This is a genomic window from Streptomyces sp. NPDC096176 (assembly GCF_044763255.1).
Lineage (GTDB): Bacteria > Actinomycetota > Actinomycetes > Streptomycetales > Streptomycetaceae > Streptomyces.
The window spans coordinates 1,035,082-1,057,552 of the sequence record NZ_JBIWFV010000001.1; the positions used below are offsets into that span (position 1 = coordinate 1,035,082).

At 70.8% G+C, this 22,471-nt stretch carries 17 protein-coding genes and 1 pseudogene; 12 read left to right on the forward strand and 6 right to left on the reverse strand.

The genetic code is table 11. The features are described 5' to 3' along the window. Positions 1-6: 6 nt before the first annotated feature. A complete protein-coding gene (locus ACIQ7Q_RS04910) occupies positions 7-915 on the reverse strand; it encodes a hypothetical protein (RefSeq protein ID WP_403856284.1) in 909 nt (302 codons plus the stop codon). Positions 916-1,162: 247 nt separating this feature from the next. Here ACIQ7Q_RS04910 and ACIQ7Q_RS04915 point away from each other — a divergent pair, with 247 nt between their 5' ends. The 3 genes from ACIQ7Q_RS04915 (at position 1,163) to ACIQ7Q_RS04925 (ending at position 2,784) form a co-directional block, all read left to right on the forward strand. Continuing rightward, positions 1,163-1,288 (forward strand): hypothetical protein, encoded by a 126-nt coding sequence (locus ACIQ7Q_RS04915; protein ID WP_403856286.1) that lies wholly within the window; start codon positions 1,163-1,165, stop codon positions 1,286-1,288. A gap of 69 nt (positions 1,289-1,357) precedes the next feature. Continuing rightward, positions 1,358-1,924 carry a GNAT family N-acetyltransferase gene (locus ACIQ7Q_RS04920; RefSeq protein ID WP_403856288.1) on the forward strand — a complete coding sequence of 189 codons (567 nt, stop codon included), beginning with the start codon at positions 1,358-1,360 and terminating at the stop codon, positions 1,922-1,924. A 92-nt stretch (positions 1,925-2,016) separates the two neighbouring features. Continuing rightward, positions 2,017-2,784, forward strand: coding sequence for a GNAT family N-acetyltransferase (locus ACIQ7Q_RS04925; RefSeq protein ID WP_403856290.1), 768 nt, complete (start codon positions 2,017-2,019; stop codon positions 2,782-2,784). A gap of 68 nt (positions 2,785-2,852) precedes the next feature. Here the strand turns inward: ACIQ7Q_RS04925 and ACIQ7Q_RS04930 are convergent, their stop codons facing one another. Continuing rightward, the gene (locus tag ACIQ7Q_RS04930; RefSeq protein ID WP_403856292.1) at positions 2,853-3,854 is read right to left on the reverse strand and encodes an ArsR/SmtB family transcription factor; all 1,002 of its coding nucleotides are present in this window, start codon (positions 3,852-3,854) and stop codon (positions 2,853-2,855) included. 59 nt (positions 3,855-3,913) lie between these two features. Between ACIQ7Q_RS04930 and ACIQ7Q_RS04935 the strand changes: the two genes are divergently transcribed. The 3 genes from ACIQ7Q_RS04935 (at position 3,914) to ACIQ7Q_RS04945 (ending at position 8,695) form a co-directional block, all read left to right on the forward strand. Next, positions 3,914-5,191 carry an MFS transporter gene (locus ACIQ7Q_RS04935; protein ID WP_403856294.1) on the forward strand — a complete coding sequence of 426 codons (1,278 nt, stop codon included), beginning with the start codon at positions 3,914-3,916 and terminating at the stop codon, positions 5,189-5,191. Positions 5,192-5,326: 135 nt separating this feature from the next. Then, on the forward strand, positions 5,327-5,503 hold the full coding sequence (locus ACIQ7Q_RS04940) for a hypothetical protein (protein ID WP_403856296.1): 177 nt from the start codon (positions 5,327-5,329) through the stop codon (positions 5,501-5,503). A gap of 60 nt (positions 5,504-5,563) precedes the next feature. Then, complete coding sequence (locus tag ACIQ7Q_RS04945) at positions 5,564-8,695, forward strand: AAA family ATPase (protein ID WP_403856448.1); 3,132 nt, start codon at positions 5,564-5,566, stop codon at positions 8,693-8,695. Positions 8,696-8,713: 18 nt separating this feature from the next. Here ACIQ7Q_RS04945 and ACIQ7Q_RS04950 read toward each other — a convergent pair. The 3 genes and pseudogenes from ACIQ7Q_RS04950 to ACIQ7Q_RS04960 form a co-directional block, all read right to left on the reverse strand. After that, a pseudogene (locus ACIQ7Q_RS04950) lies at positions 8,714-8,863 on the reverse strand (DUF6191 domain-containing protein); the annotation flags it as partial. A gap of 49 nt (positions 8,864-8,912) precedes the next feature. After that, a complete protein-coding gene (locus ACIQ7Q_RS04955; RefSeq protein ID WP_403856298.1) occupies positions 8,913-10,127 on the reverse strand; it encodes a PQQ-dependent sugar dehydrogenase in 1,215 nt (404 codons plus the stop codon). 110 nt (positions 10,128-10,237) lie between these two features. Continuing rightward, positions 10,238-11,236 (reverse strand): aldo/keto reductase, encoded by a 999-nt coding sequence (locus tag ACIQ7Q_RS04960; protein WP_403856300.1) that lies wholly within the window; start codon positions 11,234-11,236, stop codon positions 10,238-10,240. 75 nt (positions 11,237-11,311) lie between these two features. Between ACIQ7Q_RS04960 and ACIQ7Q_RS04965 the strand changes: the two genes are divergently transcribed. The 6 genes from ACIQ7Q_RS04965 (at position 11,312) to serA (ending at position 20,982) form a co-directional block, all read left to right on the forward strand. Beyond that, positions 11,312-12,262, forward strand: a complete 951-nt coding sequence (locus ACIQ7Q_RS04965) for a 2-hydroxyacid dehydrogenase (RefSeq protein WP_403856302.1) — start codon at positions 11,312-11,314, stop codon at positions 12,260-12,262. Positions 12,263-12,589: 327 nt separating this feature from the next. Further along, positions 12,590-15,400: a putative bifunctional diguanylate cyclase/phosphodiesterase gene (locus ACIQ7Q_RS04970; protein ID WP_403856304.1), complete on the forward strand. Its 2,811-nt coding sequence runs from the start codon at positions 12,590-12,592 to the stop codon at positions 15,398-15,400. Between the two features lie 220 nt (positions 15,401-15,620). Continuing rightward, complete coding sequence (locus ACIQ7Q_RS04975) at positions 15,621-17,474, forward strand: acetolactate synthase large subunit (RefSeq protein ID WP_403856306.1); 1,854 nt, start codon at positions 15,621-15,623, stop codon at positions 17,472-17,474. Between the two features lie 35 nt (positions 17,475-17,509). Next, positions 17,510-18,034 carry an acetolactate synthase small subunit gene (gene ilvN / locus ACIQ7Q_RS04980; protein WP_356633937.1) on the forward strand — a complete coding sequence of 175 codons (525 nt, stop codon included), beginning with the start codon at positions 17,510-17,512 and terminating at the stop codon, positions 18,032-18,034. 107 nt (positions 18,035-18,141) lie between these two features. Then, positions 18,142-19,143 carry a ketol-acid reductoisomerase gene (ilvC, locus tag ACIQ7Q_RS04985; protein WP_403856308.1) on the forward strand — a complete coding sequence of 334 codons (1,002 nt, stop codon included), beginning with the start codon at positions 18,142-18,144 and terminating at the stop codon, positions 19,141-19,143. Between the two features lie 246 nt (positions 19,144-19,389). After that, positions 19,390-20,982: a phosphoglycerate dehydrogenase gene (gene serA, locus ACIQ7Q_RS04990; protein ID WP_403856310.1), complete on the forward strand. Its 1,593-nt coding sequence runs from the start codon at positions 19,390-19,392 to the stop codon at positions 20,980-20,982. A gap of 195 nt (positions 20,983-21,177) precedes the next feature. Here serA and ACIQ7Q_RS04995 read toward each other — a convergent pair whose 3' ends face one another. Continuing rightward, a complete protein-coding gene (locus ACIQ7Q_RS04995; protein ID WP_403856312.1) occupies positions 21,178-21,960 on the reverse strand; it encodes a CAP domain-containing protein in 783 nt (260 codons plus the stop codon). Positions 21,961-22,471: the final 511 nt, after the last annotated feature.

The following is a 22,471-nucleotide window of genomic DNA, read 5'->3' on the forward strand; positions in this document are numbered from 1 at the left end:
TACGGGTCAGTGCCGGATGCCCAGGCCCGGCAGCCACAACTCGCCGCGGTCCTTGCAGCTCACGTCCCGTGCGCGCAGCTCCTCCGGCGCCCGGGTGCCGCGGGCGTGCAGCTCGGTGACGACCAGGGCGGCCAGGGCCGTGGCGCAAGCGCGCTCGGGGTGGGTGAAATCCGTCTGCCACCAGCCGCGGTCCCTGCTCTGCCAGCCGCGGGCGAGCATCACCTGGGCCCGGGTCTCGCTGTCCTCGCCGTCGCGGTCGTCGATCGAGGCGTGCAGACCGTCCTCGAGGCTGTAGGAGACGAGCAGTTGGCGGCCGCGGTCGGCGGCACTGGTCAGGCAGAAGCTCGCCCAGTCGAAGCCGACCTGCACCGGCAGCTGCTCCGCCCACGCCGCGAGCAGCAGCTCCAGCCCGTACTGAAACTGCGCGAGACCGGCGGCGAGCCGCTCGCTGGGACGTGAGATCGGACGCTCACCGGGTCCGCTGCGGTCCAACTGCCATATGTACGGCAGGGCGGCGATGTCATGAGGTTCGCCGCCGGACCAGGCGCCGCCCCACTCGAAGGCGCGGTGCTCCTCGCTCTCCAATGTCGCGGTGTCATGGACCGACAGCCCCACGTGCTGTCGGTCCCCGGCGAGCAGTACGACCCGGCGGCCGTCGCGCCAGCGGACGCTGGGCCCCTCGGAGGATCCGCCGTAGAGCGTCGGTTCACCGATCCGGGCGACGATCGCGTCGTACACCACCTGGAGGGCGGCGCGCCGCTCGGCGGACGACGCTCCGGGGTCGTGGACGAGCACCGGGACGGGGGAGCGGCCGAGGTGCGGACCGGGGGCGTCATGGAGCATGCGGGCGAACTCCGCGGCGTCCGCGGGCGTCAGGGCCGTCTGGTGGATCCCCCTGTTTTCCATGTCGGCCATGGTGCCAGCCGGCACCGAATAATCTTCGGGACTTGTGGACCAAGGCCGATTCCCGTCGCCGTGGCCGGGCGCCGCAGCCACGGCGCCGTCATGTGTTCCGCCCGTGTGACGCACGACACGGATGGCGCAAAAGATCGAAATGACTCTCAGAGTATCCCTTTGTACAGGTCATGAGTTCTTTTCGGGCCGTTCCCGAACAAAGATCAACGAACCGCAGGGGAGCCGGTCCGTTGGCAGCAATCGCCCGGTGCTTCCCGGGTGGCTGGACCGGGTACTGCCGCGGATCAGCATCGAGAAGCCGGAAAGCCGCGACGCCGTGCATGCGAAGATCCCGGAGCAGCGCCCCGTGGGGGACGGCGAACTCGTGCCGTGACCCTGCGGCGGCGCCCCGACCGTGCGCGTGCCGTGATCCGCGCTCGCGCGACGACTGAGGAGGAGCCCTGTGTTCGCGACAAGTCTCGGCGACGACGGAGCGGAACTGCGTCCGCTGGAACCCTGGCAGGCCGACGAGTTCTTCGCCCACATCGAGCGTGGCCGCGACTTCATCGGCCGGCACGTCGGGCTGCCGGACCGCGCCAAGGACGCCGCCTCGGCCAGGGAGTTCCTCCAGTCGTACGCGGACAAGGCGGCCGCCGACGCCGGCCGCATCTACGGCATCTGGATGGACGGCACCCTCGTGGGCGGCGTCCTGTTCCGCACCATGGACCCGGCCGGCGGCACCTGCGAAGCCGGCTGCTGGCTCGAGCCCTCGGCCGTCGGCAGGGGCCTGGTGACCCGCGCGGTGACCGTGATCATCGACTGGGCGCTGGGGGCGCGCGGACTGCACCGCGTTGAGTGGCGGGTCTCCTCCGCGAACGAGCCGAGCATCAACGTCGCCAGGCGACTGGGCATGACCCATGAGGGCACCCACCGCGAGGACTTCTTGCACCAGGGGGTGTGGCAGAGCACCGAGGTCTGGTCGGTGCTGGCCTCGGAGTGGCACAAGCACCGGGCGTCGTCCGGCTCATAGCCCCGTGGGCCCGCAGGCCGCAGGGCGCAGGTGCGGGCCGGTCCGGTGGAAAACCGATGGCCGTCCGGCCTCGTCGCTGCTGAAATGCCCGGATGGACCACAGTGATCAGGACGCCGCCCTCGCGCTCTTCGACCGACGGCTCCGCCGCGACGCCTCACCCGGAGAACGGGCGGGTGACGTGGTGCGGCAGACCGGCGCCGACGGAGACTGGAGCGGCGTCGTCTGGTCGGCACTCGGCCCGGACACCGCCGACACGGTGATCGCCGAGCAGGTGCGGTACTTCTCCGACCTCGGCCGCCCCTTCGAATGGAAGCTGTACAGCTACGACACCCCGCACGACCTCGGCCGGCGGCTGCTCGCCGCCGGGTTCACGCCCGAGCCGGACGAAACGGTGATGGTCGGCGAGGTGACCGCTCTCTCCACCGGCGTCGAACTGCCCGACGGCGTGCGGCTGGAGAGGGTGACCGACGCGGCGGGCGTCGACCTGGTCGCACAGGTCCACGAGCAGGCGTTCGGCACGAGCAGCGCCCGGCTGCGCGAGCAGTTGACGGCCCAACTGGCGGGCGCGCCCGACACACTCGACATCACTCTGGCCATGGCGGGCGATCTGCCCGTCTCCTCGGCGCGCATGGAGCTGTACCCCGGCACGGAGTTCGCCGGTCTCTGGGGCGGCGGCACCCTCGCCGCCTGGCGCGGCCGGGGCATCTACCGGGCTCTGGTGGCGCATCGGGCCCGTATCGCCGCGGACAAGGGCGTCCGCTATCTGCAGGTCGACGCCTCCGACGACAGCAGGCCCATCCTCGAACGACTCGGCTTCGTCCCGCTGTGCACCACGACGCCGTACGTGTACGAGCCCTGAGCCGCAGCGGGCGGGCCCCCGCCGTGCACGAGCCCTGAGCCGCAGCGGGGCGGCCTCCACGCCGTACGTCACGCCCCCTGCGCCCGGATCACCGCCTCCCCGGCGGAGGTGCGGTAGTAGAGCACGGATCGTCCCGCGCGGCGGCGGCCGACCAGGCCGGCGTCCAGGAGCACCTTGAGGTGACGGCCCACGGAACCCAGCCCCTGGCCCGTCAGTGCCACCAGGTGCGTGGTGCTCATCGGGCTGTCGAGCAGCACCAGGGCCCGGGCCCGGCCGGGGCCGAGCAGCCTGGCCAGCGCCTTGGGAGTCGTGGCCCGCTCGGGTTCCGCCAAGGCGCCCGAGCACGGGTACACCACGGCGTAGCGATGCACCGCGCCGTCGGCGTCCGGCCTCTCCGTGGAGATCCAGCCCATGCGCGGTGTGACAGGTACGAACAGCAGCTGTGAGCCCAGCAGTTGTCGGGGCGGATAGGAACGGGCGTTGATCTGCAGCCGGTTGCCGCCCAGCCACCGCATCTCGGGATGCATGTCGTCCAGTGCCGACGCCCAGCCCGCCCGGCTCAACTGACCTGTGCGCGCGACCATGTCGGCTTCGACGACACGGCGCCGCCGCGACCAGTCCGGCGCCACCGCCTCCTGCCACACCCACTCCAGCAGGTCCGCGATGCGCTGCGGCAGATCGGGGCGGAGCAGGGAGCGGGGCAGAGGTCCACGATGAGCGATCTCCAGGTCGGCACGGGCGGTGTCGGCCGGCGTCTCGCGGATACGTGCCAGCGCGCCGGCGAACTCCGCGCCCCCTGGTGCCTCTGCCTCGTGGGACGGTACCGGCGTCAGGAAGTCGGCTGTCCACTGGTGTCTGCCCAGCGCTACGGACACCAGAAGTGCGGTGACCGGATCGGAGGCCAGCCGCTGCCGGTAGGCCTGCCGGTGCCTGTCCAGTCGGCGGCGCTCGGCCGGGTGCGTCGCCGAGCCCTTCTCCAGAACCATCAGGGTTGCGATCGTCTCGAACAGCGGGGACACGACGAACCGGCTGCTCGCGAGCGTGTCCGCGTTGACTTCCCACCAGCCCATCGTTTCGCCTCCGCGCGAAACATTAACTCCGCGTCCGGTCGGCTGCGGACACTCCGTCCATGCACACCTACCAACCGCTCTTCCGAACACCGGAGTTCGTTCCGCTGCTCGCGGCCTCCGCCGCGCACGTGGCGGCGCTGACCGTGAGCGGACTGGCTCTCGGCACACTGGTCTACGGTGCCACCGGGTCGCCGCTCCTGGCCGCCCTCAGCATGTTCGGCCCGATGCTGGCGCAGATGATCGGCGCGAGTGTCCTGCTGTCGGCGGCCGACCGGCTGCCGCCGCGTGCCGCGACCGTCGGGCTGGCGCTCTCCTTCTCCGTCGGCACCGCCGTGCCGGCTCTGCCCGGGCTGCCGGTGTGGGCGATCTTCGTGGTCCTGGCGGTACAGGGAATGATCGGCTCGGTCGGTGGCGGAGTGCGCTACGGCCTCCTCACCGAGATCCTCCCCCCGGACGGCTACCTGCTCGGCCGGTCGGTGCTCAACATGTGCGCGGGCAGCCTGCAGATCTGCGGCTACGCGATCGGCGGCGTACTGGTCGACGTACTGACCCCGCGCGGCGCCCTGCTCACCGGCGGCGCCCTGCACGTCGTCGCCGCGGCCGTCGCCCGCGCCGGCCTCGCGAGACGGCCGCCGCGTGCCAAGGGCCGGCCGTCGGTGGGCGAGACCTGGCGGACCAACGCCCGCCTCTGGGCGGTGAAACCGCGCCGCCGCGTCTACCTCGCCCTGTGGGTGCCCAACGGGCTCGTCGTCGGCTGCGAGTCCCTCTTCGTCTCCTATGCCCCACGCCACGCGGGTCTGCTGTTCGCCTTCGCGGCGGTGGGCATGCTGGCGGGGGACACCCTGACCGGCCGGTTCATGCCGAGGCGTTGGCGCGAGCGGTTCGGTGCGCCACCGCTGCTGCTGTTGCTCGCCACCCCGTACCTGATCTTCGTACTGCACCCCGCGCTGCCGGTGGCGCTCACGGCCGTGGCCGTGGGATCGATCGGCTTTTCCGCGAGCCTGCTGCTGCAGGAACGCCTGATGTCCCTGACGCCCGTCGAACTGAGCGGGCATGCCTTCGGGCTGCACTCCTCGGGAATGCTCACGATGCAGGGCGTCGCGGCGGCGGTCGCCGGTGGTGTCGCGCAGCTCACCTCGCCCGCCACCGCCATGACCGTGATGGCCGCCGCCTCGGCCGCGGTCACCCTCGTGCTGACGCCCGGCCTCAGGCGCCCGACACCGAAGCCCGCAGACGAACCGGCGCGAACGGGCCAAGGACCGGTCGCCCAGAGCCCCGTAGTACGAGGCCCGCTGGCCCGGCCAAGGACTGAGCAGCCGGGCCCCGCCAAGGACTAAGCACCCCCGGCCCAGCGGTCTAAGGCCCCCAGGCCCCCGAAGATCCGGCAGTCGCCCGATGTGCCCGCCCGTCCTGAGGCGCGAGTGTGGAGACATCAACGGGGCCGCAGAGCCCCGACAACAAGGAGGAACGAGATGTTCGACTACGAGATCCAGCAGCTGCGCCGCGCCGACCTGCTCCGCGAGGCAGAGGCGGAGCGCCGTGTGCCGTGGACGCCGCGTGCTCGTCGCACCGCGCGTTCGTCCGGTAGGAACGAAGGGGACGGCCGGGTGAGTTCGCCGGAAAGCAGCCGGTTCGCCAGGGCCGCGTGACCTCGCACCATGCCTGAGCGAATGATGATCACAGCTCCCGCGGTCCCGGACGGCTGTGCGATGCTCGCCGGTGTGGAAACCAGGTCCGTCAGCCCGGTGTTCGTCGGCCGCGCCGGTGAGCTGACCCGTCTCACCGACGCGCTCACCCGCGCCGCCGGTGGCGCCTCGCCCGGCGCCGAAGGAGGCCCGGGCGAGCCGCAGGCCATGCTCGTCTCCGGCGAGGCGGGTGTCGGCAAGACCCGGCTCGTCGAGGAGCTGCTGGGCGAGGCGTGCCGCCGCGGCGCGGTCGTCGCGGTCGGCGGGTGTGTCGAGATCGGCGCGGACGAGCTGCCGTTCGCCGCCTTCTCGACCGCTCTGCGCACGCTGCACCGCCGGCTCCCCGGGGAGCTCGCCGCAGCCGCCGAAGGCCAGGAGCAGGAACTGGCGCGGCTGCTGCCCGAGCTGGGTGCGGCGGGCGGCGAGCACGGCAGGCACGACGAGGACGGCATGGCCCGCCTCTTCGAACTCACCGCGCGGCTGCTGGAACGTGTCACCGCCGACCGTACCGTCGTCCTCGTGCTGGAGGACCTGCACTGGGCCGGAGCCTCCACCCGGCATCTGCTCGCCTACCTGTTCCGCACGCTGCGCCGCGGCCGGCTCGTCCTGATCGCCACCTACCGCTCCGACGACGTCCACCGGCGCCACCCGCTGCGCCCCTTCCTCGCCGAACTCGACCGGCTGCGCACCGTCCAGCGGATCGAGCTGCCGCGCTTCAACCGCGCCGAGGTGCAACGCCAGATGGCCGGGATCCTGGCCGCGGAGCCCAGCCCGGCGCTGGTGAACGAGGTCTTCGAACGGTCCGACGGCAACGCCTTCTTCGTCGAGGAGCTGGCCGCCGGCCTCAGCGACGGCAACTGCCCGGGCCTGCCCGACTCCCTGCGCGACATCCTGCTCGTACGCATCGAGGCTCTGTCCGAGGACGCGCAGCGCGTGGCACGGGTCGTCGCCGAGGGCGGCTCGACCGTGGAGCACGGGCTGCTGCACGCCGTCGCCGGGTTGTCGGAGGACGACCTCATCTCGGCGCTGCGCACCGCTGTCGGCGCGAACATCCTGCTGGCCGCACCGGACGGTGACGGCTACCGGTTTCGTCACTCGCTGGCCCGCGAGGCCGTGAGCGACGACCTGCTGCCCGGCGAACGCTCGCGGCTCAACCGACGTTACGCCGAGGCTCTGGAGGCCGAACCCGACCTGGTACGGGAGGAGGAGCGGGCGACCCGCCTCGCCACTTACTGGTACCGCGCCAGCGACGCAGCCAAGGCGCTCCCCGCGGTGCTGAGGGCCTCGGTGGGAGCACGGCGGCGTCATGCCTATGCCGAGCAACTGCGATTGCTGGAAAGGGCGATGGAGCTCTGGGACAGCGCTCCCGCCGAGGTGCGCGCCGAGCTGCGACCCCTCGACTACGCCGAGGTCTACCCCGCGTGCGGCTGCGACCCGGCCACCACACCGCTGCGTTTCCTCGACCTGATGGCGGAGGCCGTCGTCGCCGGCCGGTTCTGCGGCGACAGGGAGCGCGCCCTGAAGACGGCCAAGCGCGGTCAGCGGATGGCCGAGGCGGAGAACGATCTGCTGCGTGCCGCCTGGTTCTCGGTCCAGCGCTCCCGGCTGATCTCGGCCCTCGGCCGCGGCGACGGCTGGGCGGAGCTCAGCGCCGCCCAGGAATTCGTGCGCGGTCTGCCGCCGTCGGCGGTCCACGCCGAGGTGCTCGTGGAGGCGGCCGTGTGGGGAATGCTCTATGACCCGGGTCCCGGCAGCCTCGCCACGGCGGAACAGGCCGTGCAGTACGCGCGGATGGTCGGGGAGGAGGACATCGAGCTGCGTGCCCGCCTCACCCTCGGCGGCCTCATGGTCGACGCCGGCGACGTCGACGGGGGGCTCGCGGAGATGCACGCCGTCAGGGACCGTGTCGTCGCACTCGGCCTGCCCGCGCACATCAGCAGCGCGCATGCGAATCTGTCGTGCGTACTGGAGAGTCTCGGCCGCTCGAAGGAGGCGGTGCCCGTCCTCGTCCAAGGGATCGAGATCTCGCAGAAGTACGGCCTGCTCGACAGCGAGGCGTGGGTCAGGGTGAACCTCGCCGAGTCGTATCTGTCCCTCGGCCGATGGGAGGAGGTGCGGGAGTCCGCCACGCGCGCCCTGAACATCGCGCTCGGCCCCAAACCCCGGGGATACGCGGGTATCTGGCTTGCGGCACTCGCCCTGCACCGCGGAGACACGTCGACGGCAGCCACCCTGCTGGAGGCCGCGAAGGAGCACTTCGGCCCTCTCACCCCCGTACCCCAGACCGCGCTGCCCGCGGCGACGGTCGCGCTGCGGATCGCCGCCGCCCAAGGGCGGCTCTTCGACGCGCGGGCGGAGGCGGAGCGTGCCATGCGCTCCGGATTCCCGCCCGGCACCCACCACCTCGCCTGGCCGCTGCTGCTCGCCGCCGCTCGCCTCGAGGCCGACACCCGGGGGCTGCCCGCGGCGGAGCCGGGCCGCGCGGAGGCGGTCGAACGCATCCGCAGGGCGGCGAAATACCTGGTGACCTCAGTGCCCCTGTGGCGTGCTCATGAACTGTGGGTGCGTGCGGAGCTGCGACGCGCGGACGGCGCGGACGCGGTCACCGACTGGGCGGAAGCGGGAGCGGCCTTCGACACGCTGGATCGCCCCTATGACCTGGCGAGAGTGCGGCTGCGGTGGGCGGAGTCGCTGCTGCGCCTGGCCGGGTCCGGCGCGGGCGACCCGGACCGCGCCCACGCGGGCAGGCTGCTGCGCCAGGTCCGCACCGTCGCCGAACAACTCGGTGCGCGCCCCTTGGGCGAGGACGTCGCGCTGCTGGCCCGGCGCGCACGCGTCTCCCTCACCGAGGACGCAGGCACGGACGCCGACGAGGCAACCGGCGGCCCGGCCGATGCAGCCGGCGCCGGGACCAGGGCGGCGAGCGGCGCTCCGGCGCTCGGCCTCACTCGCCGTGAACAGGATGTGCTGCGCCTGGTCGCGGCCGGCCACACCAACCGCCGGATAGCGGAGGAGCTGTACATCTCACCCAAGACGGCGAGCGTCCACGTCTCCAACATCCTCGCCAAGCTCGGGGTCTCCGGCCGTGGCGAAGCCGCCGCCGTCGCCCACCGGCTCCGTCTCTTCGCCGACCTGGCCGACGACGGAGTCGTCTGACGGCTCCGCGGCCGGCGCTCTGACCGTCACCTTGCCCGAGGCGAGGTCTATGGGGCCGCGGCCCGGGTCGCCGTCGGCGACGTCGACCCGGGTGAGCGCGAGGCGGTTGCGTTCGTCGTCGGTGTGCTTGCGGCCGGGCGCGAAGACTTCCTCGAAGGCGTTGAACACGAATCGACCACCCCTCAGGGTCTCGTCGGATCAGGCCGGCTGAGAGGCCCTATCGCACCTCCAGCCGGAGGATCTTGTCGTCGCCCGGCTCGGGGGTGCCCCGGGTGTCCGTCTCGCTGGTGACGAGCCAGAGCTGGTCCCCGCCCGCCGAAACGACCGTACGCAGGCGGCCGTGCTTCTCCTCGAGGAACGGCCGGGGATCCGCGGAAGGTTCCGCTCCGGCCAGCGGGATGCGCCACAGGCGCTCGCCACGCAGCCCCGCCATCCAGATCGACCCCTGCGCGTAGGCGATGCCGCTCGGTGAGGCGTCCGCCGTCTTCCACTGGGCGACCGGGTCGACAAACCCCGACCTGCCGGCCTTGCCCTCGACCTCCGGCCAGCCGTAGTTCTTCCCGGGCTCGACGAGATTGAGCTCGTCCCAGGTGTCCTGCCCGAACTCGGCGGCCCACAGGCGCTTCTCGGAGTCCCAGGCGAGCCCCTGCACATTGCGGTGGCCGTAGGAGTAGACGACGGAGTCGGCGTCCGGATTGCCGTGGACGGGTCGGCCGTCCGGCGTCATACGGAGGATCTTGCCGCCCAGGGACTCCTTGTCCTGGGCGAGGCCCGTCTCACCGGTCTCGCCCGTGCCCGCGTACAGCATCTTGTCGGGGCCGAACGCGATCCGCCCGCCGTTGTGGATGACTCCCTTGGGGATGCCCCGGAGCACGGTGTCCGGAGCGCCCAGCTGCTGCCCGGCCGGCTTCTGCTCGTCGTACAGCAGACGGGCGATGCGGTTGTCGGAGGCAGTGGTGAAGTAGGCGTAGACCATGTGGTCGGAGGCGAACGTGGGGGAGACGGCCAGGCCCATCAGGCCCCCTTCGCCGCCCGGCTCGACCCCCGGAACAAAACCGATCTCGGTCTTCTTGCCGCTCTCCGCGTCGACCCGGGTGATCGTCCCCTCGTCCCGCGAGGCGACGAGCAGGTCACCGCCCGGCAGCGCCGCCGCGCCCCAGGGCGACTTCAGGTCTTCGGTCAGGGTGGAGACGACCTTCACGGACCCCGTCGCGGGCGGAGCCGAGGCGCTCGGCACGGCACTCGACGCCGGGGCCGAAGGTGTGGCCGAACCCTTGGAGGAGTCCGAGGTCTCACTGGCCGGATGCGTCTCGTCGCCCGACGAGCACCCGGCCGCGAACAGGAGCGCGACGGCGGCCGCGACGGCCGCTGCAGGACGGTGCACGGTTCTGATCCCTTCGACGGCGACTGGAGCTGCCTTCCTGCTCTTCATACACCGCAGCGGCTGTCGAGGTTCCCGATCTTGCCGAGAAGTCCCAGCCGAGTCTGCGGCCCATGGCACCAGGTGTGCTGTCCGGACAGCACACTGATTCCCACGACCCCCTAGTCCCACGACCCCCGCGCAGCCGGCAGCGCCGCGATCTCCGCCAGGTCGTGCGGCGTCAGCCGCAGTCCCGTGGCGCCCGCGTTCTCCACCGCCCACTCGGGGCGCTTCGTCCCCGGCACGGGCACCACGTGCCGGCCCGAGCCCAGCACCCAGGCAAGGGCCACCCTGGCCGGAGTCGTCCCGGGGCCGTGCCGCCGTGCGATCCTGCGCAGCCCCGCCACCACCGGCTGGTTGGCCGCCATCATCTCCGCCGTGAACCGCGGGTGTCGCGCCCGCACGTCGTCCGGCTCGAACCCCTGCCCCGGAGTGAGGGTCCCGCTCAGGAACCCGTTCCCCAACGGCATGGCGGCCAGGAACCCCACCCCGCGCGCCTCGCACCACGGGAGCAGCCGCTCCAGCGCCTCCGGCGACCACACCGACAACTCCGCCTGTACGGCGCTCACCGGGAACACCTGCTGTATCCGCTCCAGTTGGCGGATCGTTCCTTCGTGCAGGTGGCCCGCCGAGCGGCGCGGCGCCCGCGCACCGACCGCGCACATCCCGAGCGCCCTCACCTTGCCGGCGCCCACCAGTTCCGCCATCGCGCCCCAGGTCTCCTCGACAGGGACCTCGGGGTCGGCGCGGTGCAGCTGGTACAGGTCGATCACGTCGGTCTGCAGCCGGCGCAGCGAGGCGTCGCAGGCCCGCTTCACGTATCCCGGGCGGCCATTGGCGACGATGTGCTGGTCGCCGACCAGCAGACCCACCTTCGTCGACACGAAGGCGTCGGCCCGTCGCTCCTTGAGCACCCGCCCCAGCAGCAGCTCATTGGTGAAGGGCCCGTACATGTCGGCCGTGTCCAGCAGGCTGACGCCGGAGTCGAGGGCGCTGTGGACGGTACGCAGCGACCGCTCCCCGCGCTGCTGGGAGCCGGTGTACGCCCAGCTCATCGGCATGCAGCCGAGGCCCACCGCGCCCACTTCGAGGCCCGCCGCACCGATTGACCTGCGCTCCAACTCCCCGTACCTCTCCCTCGGCCGCCCCCAAAACTAACCAATGCGCGGCGCAGGCCGTCGCATAGCCTCCTGACCATGACTGCTGACGTGTGGCTTCCCGTTCCCGCCGACGAGATCGAAGGGCTTCCCGCGCCGTCCGCGGCGGGCCTGAACTACCGCTTCTGGGACGGTGGACCCGAGTTCCCGGCCGACCCCGCCGACTGCGTCTTCTACGCGGTCCCCTACATGAAGGGCATGGAGGTGGCCGTACGGCCGCTCGCCGCGATGAAGTCCGTACGGGTCGTTCAGACCCTCTCCGCGGGCATCGACCATGTGGAACCAGGGCTCTCGTCCTTGCCCGCCGGCGTGAAACTGTGCAATGCCAAGGGTGTCCACGAGGCCTCCACCGCCGAACTCACGCTGGCCCTGATCCTGGCCTCCCTGCGCGGCATCCCCGGTTTCGTACGCGGCCAGGACGCCGAGGAATGGCGTGCCGGGTTCTATCCGGCCCTCGCCGACAAGTCGGTGCTCATCGTCGGCTACGGCTCCATCGGCGCCGCCATCGAGGACCGGCTCGCACCCTTCGAGTGCGCGCGGGTGGCGCGCGTCGCGCGCTCCGCCCGGGCAACGGAGCGCGGCGAAGTGCGCGCACTCACCGACCTCCCGGCCCTGCTCCCCGACGCTGACGTCGTGATCGTGTCGACGCCGCTCACCGAGCAGTCGAAAGGCCTGGTGGGAGCGGGCTTCCTGGGTCGGATGAAGGACGGCGCGCTTCTGGTCAACGTCGCCCGCGGACCGGTCGTCGACACAAAGGCCCTGCTCGCGGAGGTGGAGAGCGGACGGATCACCGCCGCGCTCGACGTCACGGACCCCGAGCCGCTGCCCGCCGGTCATCCGCTCTGGCACGCACCCGGAGTCCTGATCAGTCCCCATGTCGGCGGCTCCACCTCGGCGTTCATGCCGCGTGCGAAGCGGCTGCTGGCCGCTCAGGTCAGCCGGCTCGCGGCCGGAGAGGCTGTGCGCAACGTCGTCATGACGACCGGATAACGCTCTTCCGGCCCCGATGGCGAACACGCTCCGGAGTCACTCGAATGCATGGCGTGCCTTGATCGTGGCAGACCGTCACGCAGAGTAGAGGGACTATGTCCCTGAGTGACGATATTGGTGTATCGTCCCGACCTGGGGGCTGCACCTGCGAGGGGTGGTGCTGTGGCGCGAACTGATTGCCGATCAGACGTGAGGGGGGCGACGGGCGATGCAAGGCCGATGGACTCACGATCCGACGCGACGGAGCAGCCGTCCGCGACGTGTGTGCGCTCCACTTCACAGGCAGCTTCCGCCTCCGGGGCGGGCGGCGCATCCCTGGACCGCGCGATGAGATCGCCGAAAGCGCTGGTGCTCCGGGACGCCCTGCCGCGCGGCGGCTCGGCGCTCGTCCGCCAGCTCGTCCTGGCGGGCGTGTGCGCCGGATACGGGGTGGGGGCCGCCTTCGGCTGGGGCTCACCCGAACTGGCCGTGATCATGGGCGATTTCGGCCTCAGTGTCGCCGCCGTGATCGCCGCCGTCTCGTGCCTCCTCTACGCCCGCACGGCGAAGTGCCGTTTCCGGCCCGCCTGGCTGCTGTTCGCGCTCTCCTCCGGCATGGCGGCGGCGGGGAACGCGGTCTGGGGCTGGTACGAGGCGGTGCTCGGCCGCGAGGTGCCGAGCCCCTCCGTGGCCGACGTGTTCTTCCTCTGCTTCGCCCCGCCCGCCATCGTCGGACTCCTGGTCCTCGCCAAGCGACCGGTGTCCAAGGCAGGCTGGGTCTGCCTCGGGCTCGACGCCTGGCTGATCGGCGGCTCGCTGCTCACGCTCTCCTGGAGCCTGGCACTCGCCCACACCGCCCGGGCCCAGGGCGAGAGCGTCGCACCGGCCGCGCTCGCCCTCGCGTACCCGCTGCTGGACATCGTGCTCGTGAGCATGGTCCTCGCGCTGCACTTCCGGCGCTCGTCCGCCAACCGGTCCGCGGTCAACACGGCGATCGCGGGCCTCGCGCTGACCGTGCTGTGCGACGCCCTGTTCACCTCACCGCTGCTGCGCGAGAGCTACCGCTCCGGTCAGCTGCTCGACGCCGGCTGGTTCGCGGGCTCGCTGCTGCTCGCATACGCCCCCTGGGGAGCGCGCAGGATGTCAGAATCCACCCGGCCGCCCGGGGGCCCGAGGCACCCGGGCCGCCCCATCACGAGCTCGCTCTCCGCGCTCACCCCGTACCTCGCCGCGGCCGTCTGCACGCTGGGCATCCTCTACAACGTCATCGAGGGCCGCCGCGTCGACCGGGTCGTCGTCCTCACCGGGTGCACCGTCGTCCTCGCCCTGGTCGTACGTCAGGGCATCATGCTCCTGGACAACATCGCCCTCACCCATGAACTGGCGCAGAAGGAGAACCACTTCCGTTCGCTGGTCCAGGGATCGAGCGACGTCATCATGATCGCCGCGCCTTCCGGGGTGCTGCGTTACGTCTCACCCGCCGCCGCCGGGGTCTACGGTCGCGACGCGGAGGAACTGGTCGGCTCCGAGCTGGCCTCGCTCATCCACCCCGAGGATCTCGGCCGCGTCGTGCACGAGCTGCGCCGCTTTCTCGCGGCCGCCCCCTCGGAGGAGCCCACGACCCGCATGGAATGCCGGTTCCGGTCGGGCTCGGGAGAATGGCTCAATGTGGAGTCCACGGTCAGCCGCCACCAGGGCGGCCTGATCTTCAACAGCCGGGACGTCACCGAGCGGGTACGGCTCCAGGCCCAACTCCAGCACAACGCGGAGCACGACCCGCTCACCGACCTGCCGAACAGGGCCCTGTTCACGAAGCGGGTCAGAGGCGCCCTCACCGGCCGCAGATCGGGCGACGAGGGCACCGCTGTGCTCTTCATCGACCTGGACGGCTTCAAGGGCGTCAACGACCGGCTGGGCCACCAGGCGGGTGACGAGCTGCTGATCCAGGCGGCGCGGCGACTGGCCGAATCCGTACGGGCGGGGGACACGGCGGCCCGGCTCGGCGGCGACGAGTTCGCGGCGCTCATCGTCGGCGACGGCTCCCGCGACCGGGCGGCCCGCCAGTCCCAGGTCCACGAGATCGCCGACCGGTTGCGGCTGATGCTCTCCCAGCCGTACCGCATCGACGGCACCGAGGTGCGGGTCGCCGCCTCCATCGGTGTCGCCTTCGCCGAGCCCGGGATAAGCCCCACCGACCTCATGCGCAACGCCGACCTCGCCATGTACCGGGCCAAGGCCGGCGGCAAGGACCGCGTCGAGCTGTACGCGCCCCAGATGCAGGCCGAGGTGGTCCGCCGCACGGAACTGGCCGCACGGCTGCGCAGCGCGCTTCACGAGGGCGAGTTCGCGCTGCTGCACCAGCCGGTGGTGAGCCTCACCAGCGGCCGGATCGCGGCGGTCTCCGCGCAGGCCCGCTGGCGCTCCACCCAGGGCATCCTGTTCACGCCCGCCGAGTTCCTGCGGGTCTCCGACGAGGGCGACCGGACCGCCGAGCTCGGCCGCCGGCTGCTCGAGGAAGCCGTCGGGCAGGCGGCGGAGCGGGGCGGGATCGGGCACAGAACGCCGGTCTCCGTGCGTTTGTCGGCCCGCCTCCTGCTGGACAGATCGCTGCCGCTCGGCTCCATCGAGGCCCTGCTCACGCGGCATGGTCTGCCCTCGGGCGCGCTGGTCATCGAGCTCGCGGACAGCGACCCCCGGATCTCCTTCGACGAGCTGGAGCAGCGACTGACCGCCCTGCGCAGGATGGGCGTACGGATCGCCCTGGACGGCTTCGGCAGCGGATACGCGGCGATCAACGCGTTGCGCCGGCTCCCTGTGGACGTACTGAAACTGGACAGAGGACTGGTGGAGGGCGTCGTCGAGTCGGCGAGACTCCACAAGATCACCAGCGGGTTGCTGCGGATCGCGGGCGATCTCGGCATGCAGTCGGTGGCCGACGGCGTGGACGTCCCGGAGCAGGTGCAGGCGCTGCGTGCCATGGGCTGCACACACGGCCAGGGCATGGCCTTCTCCGGACCGCTGGACGAGTACCGGCTGCGGCGCGCCCTGGTCAGGGGCGAGTTCCCGATGCCCGACAGCATGGCCATGCCGGTTCTGACGGGTGGCGTTCCCCCTGCCCGGAATGGCTCAAATAGTGAGACGCGCGTCCCACCCACTTGACAGTGATGGCGCGCCGGGGGGAGGGTCAGTGCCATGCGCACCCGAATTCTCGTACTTGGAAAGCGCGTCGGCTGAGCAGAGCCGCACCGACGGCTCTGCAGACACCTCCCGACGCGCTCCCCTCGCTTGCCTCGCGGCACGAGGGGTTTTTTGTTGCACCGGCACGAATCGAACCCGTACCAAACCCTCTCAAAACCCTCAGCTTCGAGAAGAGAACGCGATGACCGAGCAGGCCTCCGGGGCCCACCATCCGCAGCCGCGGGCCCGTACCGGCGGACAGCCGTCCGCCACCGTCGAACACGTCACGGGTGCGCAGTCCCTCATTCGCTCTCTCGAGGAAGTAGGGGCCGACACGGTGTTCGGCATTCCGGGCGGCGCGATCCTCCCGGCGTACGACCCGATGATGGACTCCTCGAAGGTCCGCCACGTTCTCGTCCGTCACGAGCAGGGCGCGGGTCACGCGGCCACCGGGTACGCCCAGGCCACCGGCAAGGTCGGGGTGTGCATGGCCACCTCCGGTCCCGGAGCCACCAACCTGGTCACGCCGATCGCCGACGCGCACATGGACTCGGTGCCCATGGTCGCGATCACCGGTCAGGTCTCCTCCAAGGCGATCGGTACGGACGCCTTCCAGGAGGCGGACATCTGCGGCATCACGATGCCGATCACCAAGCACAACTTCCTCGTCACCAAGGCCGAGGACATCCCGCGCACCATCGCGGAGGCCTTCCACATCGCCTCCACCGGCCGCCCGGGCCCCGTCCTCGTCGACATCGCCAAGGACGCCCTCCAGGCGAGGACCACCTTCAGCTGGCCGCCGCAGACCGACCTGCCCGGCTACCGCCCGGTGACGAAGCCGCACGCCAAGCAGATCCGCGAGGCCGCCAAGCTGATCACCGGCGCCAAGCGCCCGGTCCTCTACGTCGGAGGCGGAGTCCTCAAGGCCGGCGCCACCGCCGAGCTGAAGGTTCTCGCCGAGCTCACCGGAGCCCCCGTCACCACCACCCTGATGGCGCTGGGCGCGTTCCCCGACAGCCACCCCCTGCACGTGGGAATGCCGGGCATGCACGGTGCGGTCACCGCCGTCACCGCGCTGCAGAAGGCCGACCTGATCGTCGCCCTCGGAGCCCGTTTCGACGACCGCGTCACCGGCAAGCTGGACAGCTTCGCCCCGTACGCCAAGGTCGTCCACGCCGACATCGACCCGGCGGAGATCGGGAAGAACCGCACGGCCGACGTGCCGATCGTCGGTGACGCCCGCGAGGTCATCGCCGACCTGGTCCAGGCCGTCCAGGCAGAGCACAACGACGGCCACACCGGGGACTACAGCGCCTGGTGGAAGGACCTCAACCGCTGGCGCGAGACCTACCCGCTCGGCTACGAGCAGCCGGGCGACGGCAGCCTCGCCCCGCAGCAGGTCATCCAGCGCATCGGCGAACTGGCCCCGGAGGGCACGATCTTCGCGGCCGGCGTCGGCCAGCACCAGATGTGGGCCGCCCACTTCATCGACTACGAGCAGCCCGCCACCTGGCTGAACTCGGGCGGCGCCGGGACGATGGGCTACGCGGTCCCGGCCGCGATGGGTGCCAAGGCCGGAGCCCCGGACCGTGCGGTCTGGGCGATCGACGGCGACGGCTGCTTCCAGATGACCAATCAGGAACTGGTCACCTGCGCCCTCAACAACATCCCGATCAAGGTCGCGATCATCAACAACGGCGCGCTCGGGATGGTCCGCCAGTGGCAGACCCTCTTCTACAACCAGCGCTACTCCAACACCGTGCTGCACTCCGGCCCGGAGGCCACCGGCCTGGAGAAGAGCGCCGGCACCCGCGTCCCCGACTTCGTCAAGCTGTCCGAGGCCATGGGCTGCCACGCGATCCGCTGCGAGTCCCCTGACGACCTCGACAAGGTCATCGCCGAGGCCAACGCCATCAACGACCGCCCGGTCGTCATCGACTTCATCGTCCACGAGGACGCCCAGGTGTGGCCGATGGTCGCCGCCGGCACCTCCAACGACGAGGTCATGGCGGCGCGCGGTGTCCGCCCCGACTTCGGCGACAACGAAGACGACTGAGAGCCGGAAGAGCTGTAGGAAGAGGAACGACGAACATGTCCAAGCACACGCTCTCCGTCCTGGTGGAGAACACCCCCGGCATCCTGGCCAGGATCGCCGCCCTGTTCTCCCGCCGCGGCTTCAACATCGACTCGCTCGCCGTCGGTGTCACCGAGCACCCCGACATCTCCCGCATCACCATCGTGGTCAATGTCGAAGACCTGCCGCTCGAGCAGGTGACCAAGCAGCTCAACAAGCTCATCAACGTTCTGAAGATCGTCGAACTGGAGCCCGGCGGCGCGATCCAGCGCGAACTCGTGCTGGTGAAGGTCCGCGCGGACAACGAGACCCGCTCCCAGATCGTCGAGATCGTCCAGCTGTTCCGTGCCAAGACCGTCGACGTGTCGCCCGAGGCCGTCACCATCGAGGCCACCGGTTCGAGTGACAAGCTCGAGGCGATGCTGAAGATGCTGGAGCAGTTCGGCATCAAGGAACTCGTCCAGTCCGGCACGATCGCCATAGGGCGTGGCGCCCGCTCCATCACGGACCGGTCGCTGCGCGCCCTGGACCGCAGCGCGTAACACCCTTCTCGCCTGGCGAGACCCCGAGACCTTCCGATCCCATCCCGCCGTACGGTGGGACGCAAACAGCGTCATTCCAACGACGTGCACCTCAAGGAGATATCCCAGTGGCCGAGCTGTTCTACGACGACGATGCCGACCTGTCCATCATCCAGAACCGCAAGGTCGCGGTCATCGGCTACGGCAGCCAGGGTCACGCCCACGCGCTGTCGCTGCGTGACTCGGGTGTCGACGTCCGCGTCGGTCTGCACGAGGGCTCCAAGTCCAAGGCCAAGGCCGAGGAGCAGGGCCTGCGCGTGGTGACCCCGGCCGAGGCCGCCGCCGAGGCCGACGTCATCATGATCCTGGTCCCGGACCCGATCCAGGCGCAGGTCTACGAGGAGTCCATCAAGGACAACCTGAAGGACGGCGACGCCCTGTTCTTCGGCCACGGCCTCAACATCCGCTTCGGCTTCATCAAGCCGCCGGCCGGTGTCGACGTCGCCATGGTCGCCCCCAAGGGCCCGGGCCACCTGGTCCGCCGCCAGTACGAGGAGGGCCGCGGCGTTCCCTGCATCGCCGCCGTCGAGCAGGACGCCACCGGCAAGGCCTTCGACCTGGCGCTGTCGTACGCCAAGGGCATCGGCGGCACGCGTGCGGGCGTCATCAAGACGACGTTCAAGGAGGAGACCGAGACCGACCTGTTCGGTGAGCAGGCCGTCCTCTGCGGTGGCACCGCGGCGCTGGTCAAGGCGGGCTTCGAGACCCTGACCGAGGCCGGCTACCAGCCGGAGATCGCCTACTTCGAGTGCCTCCACGAGCTGAAGCTGATCGTGGATCTCATGTACGAGGGCGGCCTGGAGAAGATGCGCTGGTCGGTCTCCGAGACCGCCGAGTGGGGCGACTACGTCACCGGACCGCGCATCATCACGGACCAGACCAAGGCCGAGATGAAGAAGGTCCTCGCCGAGATCCAGGACGGCACGTTCGCCAAGAACTGGATGGACGAGTACCACGGCGGTCTGAAGAAGTACAACGAGTACAAGACCCAGGACTCCGAGCACCTGCTGGAGACCACCGGCAAGGAGCTGCGCAAGCTCATGAGCTGGGTCGACAACGACGAGGCGTGATCCTGGGGGCGAGGGGGCCGGTTCTCCGGCCCCCTCGCCCGAAGTGCCCGACCGCTTCTCCACTTCGTCCAGCCACGGACGAGTGATCCTGCCAACGAGGCGCAAAACGCACCGTGCGGCACCACTACACTGCTCAACAACACCTACGCGTCAGGCCCACAGTGTCGTGCGTCTTCCACGCGGCTTGCCCCTCCACCGCCTGCGGCCGTCGGGACGGCCGTCCGCACTGGACTTGTGAGGACCCACGTGAGCTCGAAACCTGTCGTACTCATTGCTGAAGAGCTTTCGCCCGCCACCGTCGACGCGCTGGGCCCGGACTTCGAGATCCGGCACTGCAACGGCGCCGACCGCGCGGAGCTCATCCCCGCCATCGCCGACGTCGACGCGATCCTCGTCCGCTCGGCCACCAAGGTCGACGCAGAGGCGATCGCCGCCGCGAAGAAGCTGCGCGTCGTCGCCCGTGCCGGTGTCGGCCTGGACAACGTGGACGTCTCCGCCGCCACCAAGGCCGGCGTGATGGTCGTCAACGCCCCGACGTCCAACATCGTCACCGCCGCCGAGCTCGCCTGCGGTCTGATCGTCGCCACCGCGCGCAACATCCCCCAGGCCAACGCCGCGCTCAAGAACGGCGAGTGGAAGCGCTCGAAGTACACCGGCGTGGAGCTGAGCGAGAAGACCCTCGGCGTCGTCGGCCTCGGCCGCATCGGCGTGCTGGTCGCCCAGCGCATGTCCGCCTTCGGCATGAAGATCGTCGCGTACGACCCCTACGTCCAGCCGGCGCGCGCCGCCCAGATGGGCGTGAAGCTGCTCTCGCTCGACGAGCTGCTCGAGGTCTCCGACTTCATCACCGTCCACCTCCCCAAGACTCCCGAGACGCTCGGCCTGATCGGCGACGAGGCGCTGCACAAGGTCAAGCCGGCCGTTCGCATCGTCAACGCGGCGCGCGGTGGCATCGTCGACGAGGCGGCGTTGTACACGGCGCTGAAGGAGGGCCGGGTCGCCGGCGCGGGCCTCGACGTGTACGCGAAGGAGCCCTGCACCGACTCGCCGCTCTTCGAGCTCGACCAGGTCGTCTGCACCCCGCACCTCGGGGCGTCCACGGACGAGGCCCAGGAGAAGGCCGGTATCGCCGTCGCCCGCTCGGTGCGTCTCGCGCTCGCCGGCGAGCTGGTCCCGGACGCCGTCAACGTCCAGGGCGGTGTCATCGCCGAGGACGTGCGCCCGGGTCTGCCGCTCGCCGAGAAGCTCGGCCGTATCTTCACCGCGCTCGCGAGCGAGGTCGCGGTCCGCCTCGACGTCGAGGTGTACGGCGAGATCACCCAGCACGACGTCAAGGTGCTCGAACTCTCCGCGCTCAAGGGTGTCTTCGAAGACGTCGTCGACGAGACTGTTTCGTACGTCAATGCCCCGCTGTTCGCGCAGGAGCGCGGCGTCGAGGTCCGCCTGACCACGAGCTCCGAGTCCCCGGACCACCGCAACGTCGTCACCGTGCGCGGCACGCTCGCGGGTGGCGAGGAGGTCGCGGTCTCCGGCACGCTGGCCGGGCCCAAGCACCTCCAGAAGATCGTCGCGATCGGTGAGCACGACGTGGACCTCGCACTCGCCGACCACATGGCGGTGCTGCGCTACGAGGACCGCCCGGGTGTCGTCGGCACCGTCGGCCGCATCCTCGGCGAGGCCGGTCTCAACATCGCCGGCATGCAGGTCTCCCGTGCGGAGGAGGGCGGCGAGGCGCTTGTCGTCCTGACCGTCGACGACACGGTGCCGCCGGCGGTTCTCACGGAGATCGCGGAGGAGATCGGCGCGACCTCGGCCCGTTCGGTGAACCTCGCGGACTGACCCTCCGCGCCACGCGTCCACGCGTACGAGAAGGGGCCCGGTGCCACACCGGGCCCTTTCCGCTGCGCGGGCGCGCCTGGGCGGCCTACCGGGCCCCTCGCCGGGGCGGGGCAGCACTCCGCCCCGCCGGAAGATCCAGCGGGGCGGATTCGACCAACTGCGTCGCGCCGACCGGTCGCGTTTCCGCAGGGACGCCTACCCGGCTGTGCCGAAGTTCTGCGTCCAGTAGTCGTCGGGCTGTGCGAGACCGACGCCGATCTCCTTGAACTCGCAGTTGAGGATGTTCTCCTTGTGGCCGGGGCTGGACATCCAGCCCGCCATGACCTCTTCGGGAGTCGAGTAACCGTAGGCGACGTTCTCGCCGTAGGTGCTCCAGTGGTAACCGGCACGCGTGATGCGGTCACCCGCGTCCGACCCGTCGGAGCCCGTGTGGGACATGTTCCGGTGGGAGGCCATGTCCTCGCTGTGTGCCTGCGCGGCCTTGGTCAGCTTCGCGTTCACGGTCACCGGCGAGCATCCGGCCTTGCTGCGCTCGCTGTTGACGAGTTCCACGACGCGGGCGACATCGCCGGACGCCGGTGCGGCGGTGGACGGTGCGGTGGGCTTCGGAGCGGCCGGCTTGGGCGCCTGGGTCTTGGGGGCCGTCGGCTTCGGAGCGGCCGGCTTGGGGGCCGCCGGCTTCGGCGCGGTTGCCTTCGGCGCGGTGGGCTTCGGGGTGGCCGGCGGCGTGGTGGGGGTCTGTGATTCGGGCCGGGTCGGCTTCCGGTCCCACCTGTCGCCTCCCCACTGCCGGCCGGACTCGTCGTCGTGCCACCGCTGGTCGGAGCGCACGCTCTGCCACTCGCCGCGGGCCCGGCTGTCCTGATCCCCCTCCGGGCCCATACAAGCCATGGCTACAGAGGGCACACCCACGGCGGCCATGGCGACGGCAGCGATGGTTATTTTCCGGTAGTGCGTCGGTCGGCGGTGCTTGCTCATGTGTGACCTCATTCGTCATCGCGGAGCGCCACCGAGAGGGGTTGGCCTGGCACGTTCTGTGTGTGACCTGCGGGGACGCCTTTGCGGGCAGCCATTGTTAGGACGGCTGCGAGCGGAGGGCAACGAGGGTCCACTACTACCTCGCTTCGTAGTGCCCACCTCTCCTTGCCATGGGCGTACGGTCGTGCTGCCCCGTGGGCGGGAGGTGCCGACGTCCGTGATGCCCCATCAAAAGGCGCTCCACGGCCTACAGACGGGCGTAGGCATCGAAAGCGGCGAAGTCGTCGAACGCCGTGGGAGGCATGTCCGTATCGAGATGGACAAATCTCCTTATGTCGCCGGAGCGGTATCTACTATCGGCCTTCCTGGCGCCCGGAAAGGGCTGTGGCGGTTGTCACGGAACCATTCGCTCCGTTCCGTTTCCGGTCGTAAATATCGGCGCCCGTCTGCCTGTCGCGACGGCCCGCGACGCCCCGTTGCCTTGCCCGCCGGATCCGCCCGGCGCAAGCTG

Coding starts and splice junctions, on each gene's coding strand:
- ACIQ7Q_RS04910 (WP_403856284.1), bottom strand. CDS start 915: ATGGCCGACATGGAAAACAGGGGGATCCACCAGACGGCCCTGACGCCC.
- ACIQ7Q_RS04925 (WP_403856290.1), top strand. CDS start 2,017: ATGGACCACAGTGATCAGGACGCCGCCCTCGCGCTCTTCGACCGACGG.
- ACIQ7Q_RS04930 (WP_403856292.1), bottom strand. CDS start 3,854: ATGGGCTGGTGGGAAGTCAACGCGGACACGCTCGCGAGCAGCCGGTTC.
- ACIQ7Q_RS04935 (WP_403856294.1), top strand. CDS start 3,914: ATGCACACCTACCAACCGCTCTTCCGAACACCGGAGTTCGTTCCGCTG.
- ACIQ7Q_RS04940 (WP_403856296.1), top strand. CDS start 5,327: ATGTTCGACTACGAGATCCAGCAGCTGCGCCGCGCCGACCTGCTCCGC.
- ACIQ7Q_RS04945 (WP_403856448.1), top strand. CDS start 5,564: ATGCTCGCCGGTGTGGAAACCAGGTCCGTCAGCCCGGTGTTCGTCGGC.
- ACIQ7Q_RS04955 (WP_403856298.1), bottom strand. CDS start 10,127: ATGAAGAGCAGGAAGGCAGCTCCAGTCGCCGTCGAAGGGATCAGAACC.
- ACIQ7Q_RS04965 (WP_403856302.1), top strand. CDS start 11,312: ATGACTGCTGACGTGTGGCTTCCCGTTCCCGCCGACGAGATCGAAGGG.
- ACIQ7Q_RS04970 (WP_403856304.1), top strand. CDS start 12,590: ATGAGATCGCCGAAAGCGCTGGTGCTCCGGGACGCCCTGCCGCGCGGC.
- ACIQ7Q_RS04975 (WP_403856306.1), top strand. CDS start 15,621: ATGACCGAGCAGGCCTCCGGGGCCCACCATCCGCAGCCGCGGGCCCGT.
- ilvN (WP_356633937.1), top strand. CDS start 17,510: ATGTCCAAGCACACGCTCTCCGTCCTGGTGGAGAACACCCCCGGCATC.
- ACIQ7Q_RS04995 (WP_403856312.1), bottom strand. CDS start 21,960: ATGAGCAAGCACCGCCGACCGACGCACTACCGGAAAATAACCATCGCT.